14 protein-coding genes and 6 pseudogenes are annotated in these 15,626 nt (G+C 33.2%); 8 read left to right on the top strand and 12 right to left on the bottom strand.

What is annotated here, in order from left to right:
* Positions 1-40: 40 nt before the first annotated feature.
* Positions 41-598: pseudogene (locus ABH959_RS24180) on the bottom strand (recombinase family protein); the annotation flags it as partial.
* A gap of 203 nt (positions 599-801) precedes the next feature.
* Here ABH959_RS24180 and ABH959_RS24175 point away from each other — a divergent pair.
* The 3 genes and pseudogenes from ABH959_RS24175 (at position 802) to ABH959_RS24165 (ending at position 2,127) form a co-directional block, all read left to right on the top strand.
* Positions 802-1,177, top strand: a pseudogene (locus ABH959_RS24175) (hypothetical protein).
* Positions 1,178-1,638: 461 nt separating this feature from the next.
* Positions 1,639-1,834, top strand: a pseudogene (locus ABH959_RS24170) (IS3 family transposase); the annotation flags it as partial.
* 62 nt (positions 1,835-1,896) lie between these two features.
* Entirely contained in the window at positions 1,897-2,127 is a 231-nt protein-coding gene (locus tag ABH959_RS24165) for a transposase (protein ID WP_404493289.1), read from the top strand.
* A gap of 252 nt (positions 2,128-2,379) precedes the next feature.
* On the opposite strand, the gene ABH959_RS24160 is transcribed toward ABH959_RS24165, so the two are convergent.
* Positions 2,380-3,210: an ABC transporter permease gene (locus ABH959_RS24160; RefSeq protein ID WP_404493288.1), complete on the bottom strand. Its 831-nt coding sequence runs from the start codon at positions 3,208-3,210 to the stop codon at positions 2,380-2,382.
* On the bottom strand, positions 3,203-4,408 hold the full coding sequence (locus ABH959_RS24155; protein WP_113937273.1) for a quaternary amine ABC transporter ATP-binding protein: 1,206 nt from the start codon (positions 4,406-4,408) through the stop codon (positions 3,203-3,205). Before ABH959_RS24155 ends, ABH959_RS24160 begins: the two co-directional genes overlap by 8 nt.
* A gap of 247 nt (positions 4,409-4,655) precedes the next feature.
* Here ABH959_RS24155 and ABH959_RS24150 point away from each other — a divergent pair, with 247 nt between their 5' ends.
* The gene (locus ABH959_RS24150; protein WP_002187328.1) at positions 4,656-5,513 is read left to right on the top strand and encodes a glycine betaine ABC transporter substrate-binding protein; all 858 of its coding nucleotides are present in this window, start codon (positions 4,656-4,658) and stop codon (positions 5,511-5,513) included.
* Positions 5,514-5,613: 100 nt separating this feature from the next.
* Positions 5,614-6,309 (top strand): IS6 family transposase, encoded by a 696-nt coding sequence (locus tag ABH959_RS24145; RefSeq protein WP_404493296.1) that lies wholly within the window; start codon positions 5,614-5,616, stop codon positions 6,307-6,309.
* Positions 6,310-7,710: 1,401 nt separating this feature from the next.
* Here the strand turns inward: ABH959_RS24145 and ABH959_RS24140 are convergent.
* Positions 7,711-7,950 (bottom strand): hypothetical protein, encoded by a 240-nt coding sequence (locus ABH959_RS24140; RefSeq protein ID WP_404493286.1) that lies wholly within the window; start codon positions 7,948-7,950, stop codon positions 7,711-7,713.
* 135 nt (positions 7,951-8,085) lie between these two features.
* On the bottom strand, positions 8,086-8,253 hold the full coding sequence (locus ABH959_RS24135) for a hypothetical protein (protein WP_154214060.1): 168 nt from the start codon (positions 8,251-8,253) through the stop codon (positions 8,086-8,088).
* Between the two features lie 817 nt (positions 8,254-9,070).
* On the opposite strand from ABH959_RS24135, the gene ABH959_RS24130 reads away from it, so the two are divergent.
* A complete protein-coding gene (locus ABH959_RS24130) occupies positions 9,071-9,265 on the top strand; it encodes a hypothetical protein (RefSeq protein ID WP_404476817.1) in 195 nt (64 codons plus the stop codon).
* A gap of 143 nt (positions 9,266-9,408) precedes the next feature.
* Here the strand turns inward: ABH959_RS24130 and ABH959_RS24125 are convergent.
* The 4 genes and pseudogenes from ABH959_RS24125 to ABH959_RS29430 form a co-directional block, all read right to left on the bottom strand.
* Positions 9,409-9,629: pseudogene (locus ABH959_RS24125) on the bottom strand (recombinase family protein); the annotation flags it as partial.
* 380 nt (positions 9,630-10,009) lie between these two features.
* The gene (locus ABH959_RS24120) at positions 10,010-10,204 is read right to left on the bottom strand and encodes a hypothetical protein (protein WP_229168235.1); all 195 of its coding nucleotides are present in this window, start codon (positions 10,202-10,204) and stop codon (positions 10,010-10,012) included.
* 385 nt (positions 10,205-10,589) lie between these two features.
* Positions 10,590-10,799: a hypothetical protein gene (locus tag ABH959_RS24115; protein ID WP_002204055.1), complete on the bottom strand. Its 210-nt coding sequence runs from the start codon at positions 10,797-10,799 to the stop codon at positions 10,590-10,592.
* Positions 10,800-10,977: 178 nt separating this feature from the next.
* Positions 10,978-11,046: pseudogene (locus ABH959_RS29430) on the bottom strand (DUF6944 family repetitive protein); the annotation flags it as partial.
* 1,580 nt (positions 11,047-12,626) lie between these two features.
* On the opposite strand from ABH959_RS29430, the gene ABH959_RS24110 reads away from it, so the two are divergent.
* A complete protein-coding gene (locus tag ABH959_RS24110) occupies positions 12,627-12,875 on the top strand; it encodes a hypothetical protein (RefSeq protein ID WP_000141885.1) in 249 nt (82 codons plus the stop codon).
* A gap of 193 nt (positions 12,876-13,068) precedes the next feature.
* The gene (locus ABH959_RS24105) at positions 13,069-13,668 is read left to right on the top strand and encodes an undecaprenyl-diphosphatase (protein WP_016096718.1); all 600 of its coding nucleotides are present in this window, start codon (positions 13,069-13,071) and stop codon (positions 13,666-13,668) included.
* A gap of 438 nt (positions 13,669-14,106) precedes the next feature.
* Here ABH959_RS24105 and ABH959_RS24100 read toward each other — a convergent pair whose 3' ends face one another.
* The 3 genes and pseudogenes from ABH959_RS24100 to ABH959_RS24090 form a co-directional block, all read right to left on the bottom strand.
* On the bottom strand, positions 14,107-14,265 hold the full coding sequence (locus ABH959_RS24100) for a DUF3954 domain-containing protein (protein WP_404493285.1): 159 nt from the start codon (positions 14,263-14,265) through the stop codon (positions 14,107-14,109).
* A gap of 74 nt (positions 14,266-14,339) precedes the next feature.
* Positions 14,340-14,702 (bottom strand): cell division protein SepF, encoded by a 363-nt coding sequence (locus ABH959_RS24095; protein ID WP_078179031.1) that lies wholly within the window; start codon positions 14,700-14,702, stop codon positions 14,340-14,342.
* Positions 14,703-14,831: 129 nt separating this feature from the next.
* Positions 14,832-15,539, bottom strand: a pseudogene (locus ABH959_RS24090) (IS6 family transposase).
* Positions 15,540-15,626: the final 87 nt, after the last annotated feature.

The raw sequence follows: 15,626 nt of genomic DNA, 5'->3' as shown, positions 1-15,626 counted from the left end.
TATAATTCTTTATATAAGCAAATTCATCTTTTTCAGTTTATTTATTTTTTCGTATGTATCGGTAAAGCGTAGCCTGACTAATACCTGTCATGTTTACAATTTCTTGTATGCTATATTCTTTAGAATCATATAACTTTAATGCCCTTTGAATGAAGCTATTCTTAACACGAGGACGTCCACCGACTCTCCCCCTTGCTCTTGCACTTTCAAGTCCCTCTTGTGTACGTTGAGAAATTAAGTCTCTTTCAAACTGGCTGAATGCTTGAAATACTGTTAACATTAATTTTCCTTGAGGTGTATTAGTATCAAATTGCTCTTTGATACTAATTAGCTTAACTCCCTTATTCTCAAAAAAATCAACAAGTTCAATTAAATCTTTGGTACTTCTTCCTAATCTAGAAAAGCTTTCAACAACTAATGTATCACCTGGTCTAATTTTATCTTTTAATCGAGTAAGCTCTGGACGATCACTTTTCGTACCTGTTACTTTTTCAGTTAAAATTTCAGTACAGTTATAATTTTGAAGCATGTCTAGTTGACGAATCAAATCTTGTTGTTGAGTACTTACCCTTGCGTAGCCATAAATGTATGAATTCATGAAATCACCTAACCTTTACAAGATAATTTTATCATAAAGGGGAGTTAAAGTTAATATGATTTTGACAATAGTTTTGATAACGTAGTTAAGCGATTTGCAAAGATTAAATTTTGTTCATTTCACAATTATCAAAAACCATTGTTTTTGAAACACCTATAAATAATAAATCTAATAATTATGTACTTTGTAATAGGTAAGAGTTTATGATAAAAATAGGGAATATCCCCAAAAAACACACGAGGGGCGTTGATTAAGATTTTTTTTAAAGACTTTAACTACAAAAATGAAGGTGATTATTTATATCCAGTTGAGTATTATCAATTTCGCCAAGCAAGCACACATAATACATTCAAAGTTGAACTATTATGTTTTGATGATCGTTATGATTTCCATTTAACAATTGATAATGAAGCTATCCCTTCAAAGTATAGACTTGTAACAAGCATCTCCTTTGAAATTTATGAAGAATTTGGATTTGAGCCTTATGATTTTAGTTCTAAACACGCTACTCTACAAAGGGCAATTGATATGGCAAGTGCAATTGCAAAGAAATATTGTGAAAATCCAATTAATCAATAATAAGTAAAGACCGGGATATTATATCCGGTCTTTTTTGTATTTGCTGTATGTTAAGGTGATTTTTCTGTTAAATTATCACAATTATTAATGCGTCTTTTAAATTTGAGGTTAAGGACTCAAATTTAAAAGAAAAAGAGAACCCAAATGGATTCTCTTTTCTTGGCATATTTACAACATGGAGAATACTGAGACAACTCTTTCAAAACTTTATTAGGGGAAAGTTTTAAAAAATGCTCTTATAACAATACTTACATAAATGTAATATATAGTAAATTGATACAATCAAGACTGACTATTCTTAATTTTTAAAAAACTAAACCCTCGCCATACTAATGTGGTTAGATATCCAGTACTTCATGAAACATTAATAGAAATTGAAATTACTCTTCGTCTATCTCGTATTCATTAAGATATTAATAATTGGATGTATCTGTTCATGAATATGGTAATCTGATTAAGATTCTCACTACACAAGTCCTACCCACCATAAATTAGTGAAAAAGAGGAAACTGTTGGGATAAATCACCACAAGAATCGTTTTTGGACTATCTGAAAGATAAAGCATATATAAAACCTTACGAGTGTTTTACTGAGTTGAAACAAGAGATAAAGAAATATATGACATACCTTAATCATTATAGATATCACTGGAATTAAAAAGGATTGGAGATGCTACAATAAATTGCACACTAAGTTAAAAGAAAAAGGTGATTCAGTTTATGAGTAGAAAAGTCTATAATCGTCAATTTAAATTGACTGCAGTCCAATTACTATTGGAAGAGAATATGTTTGTGAAAGAGGTTTCAAAAGAATTATCTATCCATTCGAATGCTCTTTATCATTGGATAAGTGAATATGGAGAAAGTGCGTTACCATTGGGAATTTGTTTTACCCACATTTTCAATAGAGTAGCAATTGGCATTCGTAGTTCTTTAGCAATCGCATCATAGCTCCGTCCATCATTTTTATACAAATGTACAGCTTTCAATTTAAATGTCTCTGCATATTTTTGAAATGTTGTTCTTTTTTTGCCATTAAAATATCCCTTCAAGTATAGTGTAACATTCCACATTAAGAATGTAGTCTTTTTACACTGTCTACTTAAAAGGGATAATACCAACTAATATTACCTTACTTGCACCAGCTTTAAGCAATAAATTTCTCGCGGTTTCAAATGATAACTTTTAGTATGTACATTATAATTATTTTTTATGAAAACCTTGTGTAATTCGATCTAATATAATTGCAATTACTACAATAGCAAGGCCTGCTTCAAAGCCCATACCTATATTAACTTGTGTAACCGACCGATAAACGTCTACGCCAAGACCTGGTGCACCGACAAGAGATGCAGTGACAACCATTGATAGAGAAAGCATAATACTCTGATTTACACCAGCCATGATTGTTCCAGTTGCAAGTGGAAGCTGTACTTTGAATAGTTTCTGTGACGATGTTGAACCAAAGGCATTAGCTGCTTCAATTAAATCTTCTGGTACTTGCCTAATCCCTAACTCAGTAAAGCGAATAGTAGGTGGCATTGCAAAAATAACAGATGCAATAATACCTGGTACTACTCCAACACCAAAGAATGTAATTGCCGGAATAAGATAAACAAATGCAGGCATTGTTTGCATAAAATCAAGAGTTGGTTTTAAAAATTTGGAAAACCTTTCGTTCTGAGATGCCAAAATCCCAATTGGTATACCTATCATGATAGAGATAATAACAGACGTCAAGACAAGCGCTAGTGTTTGCATGGTCTGTTCCCAATAGTTAACGTTAAGGATAAACAGAAATCCAATTAAAGAAAATACTATAAGTGAAATTTTACGGGAGGTGTACCAAACTAATAGGCATGTGATTGTAATAAAAATAATGGCTGGGATAAATATTAATAGATTTGTTAATAAATCAACAAATCCTCCGATAATAAAAGAAAATCCTTTGAAAAACCCTTCGAAATGCTGATACAAACTTGTAACAAGTGTATCAACCCATTCTCCTAAAGGAATACGTGGAATACTATTCATTATCATTCACCTCTTCCTCTACATTTCCTGCTAAAGCTTGAATAATACTTTCACGCTTTATTATCCCTCGTAATCTATGTTTATCATCTAGAACAGGAAGAGGTAACTTTGCCTTAACCATTTTTATATACATTTCTTCTAATAGAGTATCTAAATAAACAGGAGGAATGTCTGTTACTAATAAATCCGCTATCGGAACCTGTCTTTTAACAGCTTTACTAGCATTATCAGCAGTTAAGACACCTAAAAACTCATGTTTCTTATTCACTACATATACGCTAGAAACACTAGCATTTTTCATGATTTGGAGTGCAACACGTGGACCGCGATCAATTAATAAGGTTTCCGGTCTTTTCATAATGGATTCAGAGGTTAAAACTTTTCCTAAATTTACATCAGCAACAAATTGCTCTACAAATTCATTTGCAGGGCTCACCATAATTTCTTCTGGTGTTCCAATTTGAACAATTTCTCCGTCTTTCATTAAAGCAATACGATCACCAATTCGGAGTGCTTCATCTAGATCGTGTGTAATAAAAATAATCGTTTTTTTCATTTTATCTTGCAGTTCTAATAATTCATTTTGCATTTCTTTTCGAATAATCGGATCTAAAGCACTAAATGATTCATCCATCAGTAGGACATCTGGATTATTTGTTAGTGCTCTTGCGATACCAACACGCTGCTGCATACCACCGCTAAGTTGTTCCGGATAACTATCTTTATTGTTTTCTAGACCTACTAATTTTAGAGATTCTAACGCTTTTGTTTCTCGTTCTTCTTTTGATACTTTTTGTATTTCTAAACCATATGCAACATTTTGTAAAACCGTTCGATGAGGGAATAAGGCGAATTTTTGAAATACCATACTCATTTTGTTTCTTCTTACTTTTCGAAGAGATTCTTTTCCCATTGTTGCGATATCTTCACCATCAATATATATATGGCCAGAAGTCGGTTTGATTAACTGATTTAACATACGAACAAGTGTAGATTTCCCACTACCGGATAATCCCATAATGACAAATATTTCACCAGCATAAACATCGAATTTTGCCTGGTTCACGCCAATATTCATACCAGTTTCTTTTAATATAGCAGCTTTGCTTTTTCCCTCTTTTAGTAAAGCGATTCCTTTAGAAGGATTCTTTCCAAATACTTTCGTAACGTTTTCAACACGTAATTTCGTTTCTTTCATTCTTTCACTCCTTTTCTTTGACTCTAAACAAATACTGTAACTATTTCTAAACCAAATAGTACATTACAATAGTTCATCAAAGACTTTTTTTTATTTTTTTGTTAAGCTATTAATAGTTAGTTTATATTATTCATAGTTATAATTATAAAATATTTATTTATAATTATAAAGTATTTAGCTTTACTGAAATAATTTTCTACGTTAGTTAAAGAAGAAATATCTAATCATAGAGACTAGGAGGAGCTTGATGAAGAAAAAAATATGGCTTCTGTGCATACTATTATTAATTAGCATAATTACTACTTCTTGTAGTGGCGCGAACAGTAATGCAAAGGGAAAAATTAAAATTGGTGTAACGAGTTGGAAAGAAAACATAGCTACCGCAAATATGTGGAAAGTATTACTTGAGGAAAAAGGTTATAAAGTTGAATTGTTATATTTAGAAAAGGCAGCCGTTTGGACCGGGGTAGCACGAGGAGATGTGGACGCCAACTTAGAGGTCTGGCTACCAATTACTGATAAGCCATTATATGAAAAATATAAGGATGATGTTGTAATAAAGTCAGCGTGGTATAAAGGTACTGGTCTTGGTTTAGTTGTTCCTTCATACATGACAGATATCAATAGTATTGAGGATTTGAATGCGAATAAGGATAAATTTAACAATAAAATCATTGGTATTGAACCTGGCAGCAGTTTAATGGGCTTAACAGATAAAGCGATACACAAATATGGGATAGAGCTAAATCTTGTTCAATCTTCAGAAGCCGCTATGATGAGTGAATTAAAAAAAGCATATAATCAAAAGAAACCCATTGCAGTAACATTATGGAATCCACATTGGGCTTTTTCAGAGTTTGATCTTAAATATTTAAAAGATCCTAAAAAGGTGTATGGAGAAAAAGATGATATTTATTACTCTGTTCGTAAAGGATTTGAAAAAGATTATCCAGAGCTTATAAAGTATTTTGATAACTGGAACATGACCGATGAGCAACTCGGAACGTTGATGACCATGATTAATGAATCGAATGACCCTGAACAGGCCGCTGAAAAATGGATAAAAAAGAATAAAAAATTAGTAGATACATGGATGAAAAAGTAATCATTTATGGGGTACGGCAACCATTCCTTCTTTTTGGAGCCACTTGTAAATACAAAGAAAGAGAAGTGATGTTTTCATATAATCATTTCTCTTTCTTTTTATTATATTCAAGTGGAAACATTATCAACCGGATGTTATTTTATTAACCGTGAGATGGTACCTACGGTACAACCTCAGTTTTCGTGATTTAGTCGAAATGATGGAAGAACGCGGGCTATCCCTGGCTCATACAACTATCATGCGATGGGTTCATCAATATGGTCCCGAATTAGATAAGCGAGTACGACGTCATCTTAAGTCAACCAATGATTCTTGGCGAGTCGATGAGACGTATGTGAAAGTCAAAGGTCAATGGATGTACCTATATCGTGCTGTTGATTCAAAAGGATATACAATTGATTTTCATTTAAGTAAAACAAGAGATCATAGGGCTGCAAAGCGTTTTTTCAAGAAAGCTTTGCAGTCTTTTCATGTTTCAAAGCCCCGTGTGATTACAGTGGACAAAAACCCGGCCTTTCCTATAGCGATTGAAGAGTTGAAGACAGAGAAAAAGATGCCTGTGGGCATCCGAATAAGGCAGGTAAAATACCTTAATAACATTGTAGAGCAAGATCATCGTTTTATTAAAAAGAGAGTTCGTTCAATGCTAGGATTGAACTCTTTTCGTACAGCTAAATCTATTCTTTCAGGAATAGAAGCGATGCATATCATTAAAAAAGGCCAACTTATTTTACGGGACAAGTCTGTCCAAAATGAAGTGAAGTTTATTCATCAACTATTCGGAATGGCTGCATAAGAATAGATTCCATTAGGAATCTATATACCTCTTTCAAATAAATACAACCTTTGCACCAGAACCCACTTTTCTATCACTATCCCCTGCTAATATAATAGAAGATTTATTTAAATGATATTATGATGAAGGGATAGCTATTAAGCTATCCCTCCTCTGCGTTTATTATTGTTACTTAATTAGAGAATCCCATTGATATTAGTGACAAAAATGTGATGTGATTTGCAATGTTTGCACCTCAAAAGGGAACCCGCTAGTACGTAACTGCCCTCTTTTTATTACTGATTTCTTTTAGAATATTTCAAAGGATTCTATTTCTCTCTCATTTGATTATTCTGACATTTTTTGAACTTCTTGTTTTACCTGTTTTTCTTGTATTGATACCTGATTATTATCAGATGTCATTTTGTATCCAAAATAAATTACAAAAAACAACAAAATAATTATCCAAATACATATAAACACTTTATAAGAATTTTTCACTTTATATACCTCAATCACTCTATTTAAATCCATCTCGAGATTAATTTTTTAATGCTGTTTATAATTACCAATCTCTTCATTTATTTCGATACACTCATATGTAAAAGTAGCTGTGCAGCAATTAGACTGAACCTTAAATATGTACTAAATTGTGTGGGGAAGGAAGTACATTTTATATAATCTCATTACCTAAAAACCCCTATATAGTTGGTATTCTTCTTCTTTTAAGACAGAAAGGATTTTTAATATAATGTATGAAGTTCTAACTCAGACTTCTTACTACACACACTCTTACGCACATAGAAATAACGCTTTTAGTATATGGTTTGTAACAAAAAATAAATAACAAGAAAACAAAATGAAACAAAAGTCACATAAAGTAATAATTTTGTAACATCAATGTAACATATAAATTTTTAACATACAATAGTTTTTTTACAGTATTTTTTATAAGCATATACTCATTGAACATCTGCCTTCCTTACAATATATCCCCAGATACTTTAAATACCGTTGCTATCCCTTCGATGTATTTTTCAGGCTAGATACAGTTTTTTATTTACTACTATTCTTAAAACTACATTGATTTGTGAGCTTTCTTTTCAACCTCTCATATTTGCAATATTGTCTTCTTCATATGTCACTTATTACATAATTCCTCTAAAAATATGTGTATCCTATACTCTCTTATAGTATCTATGCACTACAACTCAATAAATAAGCACACCCTCTTCAATAGTAATCTCAAGATTCGTTCCGCTTTCATTTTCGTGCACTCTACTTTCACACAAAGGAGAATTGACAAATAAATAAGTGCTAATATAAGAAATATATATAATGCCATACTTCATCATTATTGTATGCTTGCTTGTTTCTTTCATCTTTCACAACAAATTCTATATGATAATAGGTGCACTTCTTCTATTCATGAAGTTTTTGATGTACCATTATGACTCTCTCAATTCTGTCAAAACAGTCACTTCTTTTTTTTATTTTTTCTTTCACAAATAGTTCTGATTTTCCCATTGATTCTTTTACCATAAATGTATAACCGCCATAAGATTGTTTGGATTGTAGAGGTAAATCTTTATTTTCGATGACGGATTGTATATCAAATCGTTTTACACCCAAAAGTATACCTACTTCTGTTTCATCCATCATAGCTAAACAACACAGTGATACTGTCGCTCGTCTCTTTACTTTGGTTGCACAAGTCATCAGTGTATGAGCTAACTGAGCGGGACTAAGTTTTCTTCCAACTTCTGTACTAATAGGAACTGCACCTATAGCTGTAGTTCACTTACTTCCCTTAAACCGAATAAAAGCAAACGACTCTGTAAATGGATCTAGTCCATATTTTCTGCATACAAAATGGTAATATTGCCGCTTTTCTTCCTCTGTTAGCTGTGATAAATCACTATTTATTGCCAATCTACCTAATATAATTTGTATTTCCTCAACCACTGTTGGTCTTTCCTTCGTACTAGGTATAAAAGAGCGTTCTAATATATTCGGAAACGTATTGAGTTCTTGCTTTTGTTTCTTATAATAAGTGACAATTTTTCACTTTGAGCTGACCTTACATAAGGCGTGTCTTACTTGAGACAGAGTAACTTTGACTCCTTTGTTTAAAAGGTAACTGTACAGCTTTCGATACCCCATTCACCCTTTTAAAAGTTTAAATTGCATGACAATATAAGCCACTGTCTTTTTACGTCTTTTCTTATTTTCAGTAGGCTTACGATGAATAAAATCTATGTATATATAAAATAACCTTATATTTATTATGAGGAGCATTTATGGTTGCTGTTGCAAAGTTAAAAAAGCATACTCAGATTAATAAATGAATAATATTTCAAGTAATTGTTTTGGTGTATTTCATGCTGAAAAGCAGGAGCTTGATTAAAGATTTCTTCTCTGTTTTTATAGGCTCAAGTGCAAGGAACGGAGAAATTTATCGACATGAGGCATTACAATTGGCAAAAGGAAAATTTGTATGTTATCTGAGTGACGATGATTCATGGTTTCCTGATCACTTACAATACATGGAGCAAGCTTTATCCAAAGCAGATTTTGTACATAGCCGCTATATGGCTATTGTGAATAAGTAACAAATGATGGCCATTCAGGGATCATTTGAGGAACTTGAGACTCGCGATCGTATGTTGAAAGAGTCATATAAATTTTTAGTCCTACGATTGCTGGATACCGCATAGATACCTACCCTCGTCTTCTTGAAGGATGGAGCCCTGGACCAGAGGATGTGTGGAGTGATCTTAATATGTGGCGAAAATTTCTAAAGCTAGATAATATAACTTTTCATTCAATACCAGCTGTAACTGCTCTTATTCTTCCTTCTCCCTTTAGAACTAACATGACATTACAAGAAAGAGAAGCAGAAACGGCATTTTGGGCAAAACAAATTCGTTGCCAATCTTTTCGTTCTGCTATTCAAGATACATTTTTTACACTCTAATTCTAGATGGTCCTGCTGCAAAGATGCCTAAAATGTAGAAAGAATTGGATGAAGGGATTATAAATAAAAAATCGATTTCCTGTACGTTAAGAAATCGATTTTTTAATGAGTATTTTATGTCTTGATTAGAAACGAGCTTAATTAAATAAGTCCTGTGTACTTCTTGTAATACGTGCTAATTCAGTAACTACAATTACATCACCTTCACGCAGATTCTCTAACATGCGTAATAACTCTGGTCCGTCTGTTGTAGCTCCACTAACTTTTTTTCAAACACATAATCACATCCATAATCACTCAATTGTTTGAGTTACCTTGCTAAGTTCTGATCTTGTGTTGGTACACGAGCATATCCGAGAATCATTCCGTTTCTCCCCTTTTGTCCGTTTAAGTGTCCGTAAATTAACTATAGCTTAATAACAGCATTTAATTTCCGTACATGTAAACCGAACAAATAGGTTGTTGGAAAATAAGGGTTCTAAATATGTCTAATTTGTGAACAAACATAATTCAAAATAAGTACACCCATTACGTACGTTTAATCCTCTATTTTCGTTCGTTGTGTTCGTTTGTTTTGTTACTTCTTTTCCATAGATACAACACTAGATGCACAAATACAAATCATAAAATAAACCATGTAGTTAACCAAGGATGTTCGTAAATAACTTCCATGCCCTCACCCCTTAACAACAAACAAGACGCTAAACCAAAATCACGGCAACGCCTACGATAATTGCTATTGGTTTAATGAACAATGATTAACACTTGTCCTGCCATATTCTCACTATAAGAATAAGTATGGCCGTTATTACTTAAATACGCTTCGATATCTTCAGTAATATCTTTTACATCCTCTTCCTCAACGACTACCTTTTTATTTTCACCAAGACGTTTCATATAGTCTGCAAATTTATTAATTGTTTCCATTAACTTCTTCATCCTCCTATCCAAATATCCATTTTGTTCAATAAAAAAAGAACACTATAAAGTGCCCTAAGCTTCTGAGTATTAAATATACGACAATGCCCTGCCCGTTCTAATGGTGCAACATAAAAGAACTTTATAGCGGAATATATATAGCTATCGGAAAAGGAATAAGTTGGTTGGCATTGACTCGATATTGTATGTTTGGGAATTCCTTATGTGCAATAAAAAAAGAGCCCTATAAGGTACTCGTCCGATACGATTATAAAGAATGAATACGTCGTGTCAGTTATTAGTATATGCTTGTCTCATTCAAAGTTTTACTAGTTTAATATATAATTTCTATATAACAAAGAAAAAAGCACCCGTTATGGATGCTATTTCTGATTTATTTGCTACTTTAAGCCTCTTTCACAGTTACTATAACCTCTGCTAAATCATCACTATTTGTGTACTTGTTGATTTCTAAACTCACTTCGACAACTTCATAACGATCATGTCCTATTTTTACTTTTTTATTTTTTTCTAGCACTGCTATTAATCCTGCTAGATCATGGCTGTCTATTGAAGCTTTTAGTTTTTTTGTTTCGTCTTTAAAAGAAATCAGCATATATGCCCCCTCCTCTCCAAATCTATCTATTCGACAAAAGACCTTATCATCCTTTTATCTGAATAAACAAAAAGCCATCTCCGAAGTGACAGCTTTCAAGGGGATTGGAGAAACATTCACGAAAGAGGAATTTCGAGATGAATCAATTTAAAAGTAATGTTCTTACTCTTCTCCAAATCACCGCAGCAATAATTGTCCCTACTGCAACAAACCATGCGCCAACTATCTCCTTAATCGGATCATCCATTCTCAATCTATCCCGTCATTAATTTACTACTTGCAAGATATGTATTGGAGCATCTTCATGTTAATAGCCTATTTTTCTCCCCCATGAATAAAACTCAATATTTCGTCAATAATATAGACACATGGTTATCTTTCCTCTGTTTTTCTTGGGTGAGCAGTTAGCTTTTGCTAGCTGCTCTTTTAAATTTCCGTCTGTTACTTCTTCTGTCTTCTCTTTTTGCAATCCATATCGAATCCATCCAACCAATCCACACGGAAGGCCATTCTTGCTTTTCTATAGTGAAGTTTCGATGTAATTTTCGCTTTCGGCTACGCGCTTTGAGTTTTTTAACGAATTCCCCGAAAGAATTCTCCTTCCTCAAGCATGTGAAGGGCGTAGCCCAACGGTAGGTGGGAGATGAATTTCGGTTTGGCATAGCCAAAAACTTTTGATAAACTAGCTATATGAAGTTCTTTGATAACCTGATATATGAGGTTGCAGGAAGAAAATAGAGTGCGAAAACCAAGCCATTCGGTTCCTGCGTAAAATATCAACCGTACCAAAAGAGCATCCAAGCGTTGGACATCTAGGGGTGGAACACCCCAAAGTAACGCTCAGGGAGACGAAAGGGTACTTTCGTCGTGGAACTGAGAAGCTCCCACTTCAAGCTTTGCTAAGTGGCGAGTAGTTCACGCCGTTCATATTCTCCACCAGCGGTTAATGTAGCCCTCCATCTATACATCCGCATATCCATCCCCCTTTTCTACAAAATGAAATATTTACCATAAAGGTAATTGTTAAATATTTTACGCTTATACAGTATAATGGGATAGTTATTGTGTATTGGCATTAAGAGGAGCGTCCTGATTAAGCGCTTCTCTTTTTTTATAAAATAGCTCCAAATTACTTGGACACATTTACCAATTTATTCACCTCGAAATTCATGTTAAAATCCCTTGTGAATACGACATAACTCAACCCTATGAAGCTCTGCAATATTTGCGGGGCTTCTTTTTTTCAAAAAACCGTTAATTGATTGCGCTGACTACCTTGATGTACAAAATAACGATTTTGTTCACTTTTATAGCTTACTATTCCTCATAGTTGTGTTTTTCTTCTAGGACTTTTATAAAGTTAAAGTGTCCATCGAGATAACAATCATTGATATAACCCCAAAAATATATTTCATTAACTTCGCTTAAAGTAAAATTTTCATTTTTTTATTCAACCAAGTTCATAACATATTCTTTTCCTCCAATAAAATAATGATTAGGTGCCCCACGCGCATTTTATCCACTGGAAATAATACCTTTCACGCACTTAACTATTAGAAACTTCATTTCTGCTTCTTCTGCAATAGCAATTTTGTTCACTTTTTCGATACATTTATGAAACATTCATATGTTATCTTCAGTACGTTCTATTCTTTTTATAAAACCGTGTGAGATATACCAAAACAAGCAGTCCTAGAACCCTAACTCTAGGGCTTCTTGTTTTTAAATAAGGATTTTGTTTGACTCTAGTTCTTACATAAAACCGACTAGACACTAACTTTTTTATGTAGTACAATTCCTATCAGAAAAACGTTAGGAGATTTATTTATGACTTTTGAAGATAATCGTAAATTAGGAATTCAACAAGGATGTATAGTAATAACAGATCAATCACAATATCTTGTTGTTAAAAAGAATGAAAATTATTCTTTATTAAACATCGCAACTGCGGAATGCATAAACTTTGAAGTTTCACTTGAACATCTTGAAGAAATGGTCCAAGTAGATTTAAAAGAAAAAATTCAAGATATCATTCCACCAGAGAATATTAAAATCGTAGCTCAAAACAGAATATAAAATGTATTTCCTAAGAGCACTTTCTTTAGTGCTCTTTTTTCGTGAATAGTTTCAAATAACTATTTTATTAAAAATCTTTAATGTGCTAATCCTTACAGTTTTGTAAGACTACTGTCACTAAAATCAATTTTTTTCACTATAAACTCTTTACTATAATTTTCCTTATACACAAACAATAAGGAGCGATTTAAAAATGTTTTTTTCTCAATTAAATATTGATGCTTTTCGAGCTATCAATAATTTAGGGAAGCAATATTCATCCCTAAACTCCACTATGGTATTTTTAGCGGAATATATGGTGTATTTTTTAGGTTTAATTATTATTGCTTATTGGTTTACTCAATCTAGAAAAAACAAAATGATGATTATTCAAGCAATAGTTGCTTTCGTAACTGCTGAAATAATTGGAAAATTAGCAGGGAATTTGCATTTGAATTATCAACCATTTGCAGTATTACCTAATGTTAATAAACTTGTCGATCATGCAGTAGATAATTCATTTCCTAGCGACCATACGATTCTATTTTTTTCAATTTGTTTTTCATTCTGGCTTGTTCGTAAAAAGGCTAGATGGTTATGGCTTGTACTTGCATTCTGCGTAGCTATTTCTCGTATTTGGGTAGGAGTTCATTATCCTTTTGATGTCATAACAGGAGCTTTAATAGGAATTATTTCAGCACTATTTTCATATTGGTTAACACCGAAAATTACATTCATCAAACAATTACTTAATCTTTACGAAAAAATAGAACAAAATGTAATACCCTCCAAAAACAAGTCGAAAAACTTTTGATTAATCTCACAAAGCTAAAAAGATTACATATACTACCGAGTATTTTTCAATATTGTCTTGATCGAAGAGCGCTCCCTTGGGCGCTCTTTAATTTTAAAATAACGCTTTGATTAAAATCTATGAATCCATTTCTTAGGTGAAAAACTTTTATAGAAACACCTTTTTTGGACAAATTTACCGGGTGAATTAGCGGAAATTTCGTGTTATTCTGAACTTGTTGAATAACCCAATACATTCAACAATGCTCTTGATTGCATACTTAGTATGCAATCATCCATCCAGATACCTTAGCTAATACCTCCCCCTAATCGTTGTTATAGCTAAGGTATCTTTTTAGATGCCCTGTGTGCAGGGCTTTTTCATTTCAGTGATGATGCTCTTTATCCCATCTAATTATCGATGCTTTCAGTCCAATTTCTTAATAAAATTCAAATTTGATTAAAGTAACTGTGTTTTTCGTTCTTCCATACGGATTACTTTTCCACTTTGAGGTGGTTGTATTAGTTGGACATGACCATTTTTAACAACATATATTCCGTTTATTTTCAAATCTATTTCAGCTGTCATTTCTACAAGATTTTCTTTTCTAATTCCCACCAAGATCACTCCCATATGTTATAATTACTTTTTCGAATAATTATGTCGAGAGCAATCTCGGCTTTTTTGTTTGTCTACAAATATCGCACAACATTTTCTGGAACAAATGATTGTTCAAGTGATAAATGCAGCCGTATTGGAATAGGCTTTTTTTCATCCCGTGCTCGCTTACACATTTCCTCTGCTTCTTCCCAATCAAATTGTTTACCCTCCACTCGCTTATAACGCCAAATTCCAATTGTGTAATCTTCAAATAACTCATAACGCTCATCAGGCGCTGTCGTTGGTTTTAATTCATCAATCGCTTTGGCTTGACGTGGTATTTGTACAACAACGTCGGCAAAACGTAGTTTAGAATTTAATCGATGATCATGAGCCTTCTTAAAATCAAATGATACAACTGGTTCAACATCAAAGATTGTTAACTGCTTTGGCATTGCTTTTCCCCTCCAATACGTGCAAGCTTGCAATTAAGATTCCTTCACGCTGCGTTAACGTTAGTGGTTCTGGTGCAAATACTTGGGAAAGATATAAAGAGGCGAAAAGTTTCCTAGTGGAATCTAGTCTTAAGCAACAATTCCAAATAGTTGATGGATGAACTCCACTTGATTTTGGGCAGACTTGTCCAGTAAAATAAGTTACCTTTTTTTACCATATGCATAGCTTCTATTCCAGAAATAATGGCTGTAGCTGTACGAAAGGATTTCAATCCTAGCATCGAACGAACTCGCTTTTTAATAAATCGATGATCTTGTTCCACTATGTTATTGAGATATTTCACTTGCCTTAGTTGGATGCCTAATGGCATCTTTTTTTCTTTTCTCAATTCTTCAACTGCTATAGGATAAGCTGGGTTCTTATCGACTGTCTCGACACGAGGCTCAGAAATATGAAAAGACTGCAAAGCTTTCTTGAAGAATCGCTTTGCAGTCTTGTGGTTTCTTGCTTTGCTTAGGTAAAAATCGATGGTATTTCCTTTCGAATCGACAGCACGATACAGGTAACATCCATTGACTTTTTAATTTGATATATGTTTCATCAACTCTCCAAGAGTCATTGGTTTGCTTGAGATGACGACGGATTCTTTTGTCTAATTCAGGACCATACTGATGAACCCAACGCATAATCGTTGTATGAGCAACGGATAAGCCCCGTTCCTCCATCATTTCCACCAAATCACGAAATCTCAAGTTGTACCGTAGGTACCATCTTACTGTTTGCAAAATAATATCATGATGATAATGCTTCCACTTGAATAAATTTCGCTTTTCCATACTGATCACGCACCTTTTTAGAGTAATCGTATCAGTATGTCCAAGATTTAGAGATTACTTGAAATTATCTTGAAGTTTTCGCACCAG

The organism is Bacillus sp. RC51 (assembly GCF_044908115.1).
GTDB classification, from domain to species: Bacteria; Bacillota; Bacilli; order Bacillales; family Bacillaceae_G; genus Bacillus_A; species Bacillus_A mycoides.
This window is presented reverse-complemented; position numbering and strand designations above follow the sequence as displayed.

Coding starts and splice junctions, on each gene's coding strand:
- ABH959_RS24130 (WP_404476817.1), top strand. CDS start 9,071: ATGTGGCGAAAATTTCTAAAGCTAGATAATATAACTTTTCATTCAATA.
- ABH959_RS24115 (WP_002204055.1), bottom strand. CDS start 10,799: ATGCTGATTTCTTTTAAAGACGAAACAAAAAAACTAAAAGCTTCAATA.
- ABH959_RS24150 (WP_002187328.1), top strand. CDS start 4,656: ATGAAGAAAAAAATATGGCTTCTGTGCATACTATTATTAATTAGCATA.
- ABH959_RS24165 (WP_404493289.1), top strand. CDS start 1,897: ATGAGTAGAAAAGTCTATAATCGTCAATTTAAATTGACTGCAGTCCAA.
- ABH959_RS24160 (WP_404493288.1), bottom strand. CDS start 3,210: ATGAATAGTATTCCACGTATTCCTTTAGGAGAATGGGTTGATACACTT.
- ABH959_RS24155 (WP_113937273.1), bottom strand. CDS start 4,408: ATGAAAGAAACGAAATTACGTGTTGAAAACGTTACGAAAGTATTTGGA.
- ABH959_RS24120 (WP_229168235.1), bottom strand. CDS start 10,204: ATGAAGAAGTTAATGGAAACAATTAATAAATTTGCAGACTATATGAAA.
- ABH959_RS24110 (WP_000141885.1), top strand. CDS start 12,627: ATGACTTTTGAAGATAATCGTAAATTAGGAATTCAACAAGGATGTATA.
- ABH959_RS24095 (WP_078179031.1), bottom strand. CDS start 14,702: ATGCCAAAGCAGTTAACAATCTTTGATGTTGAACCAGTTGTATCATTT.
- ABH959_RS24105 (WP_016096718.1), top strand. CDS start 13,069: ATGTTTTTTTCTCAATTAAATATTGATGCTTTTCGAGCTATCAATAAT.
- ABH959_RS24140 (WP_404493286.1), bottom strand. CDS start 7,950: ATGATGGATGAAACAGAAGTAGGTATACTTTTGGGTGTAAAACGATTT.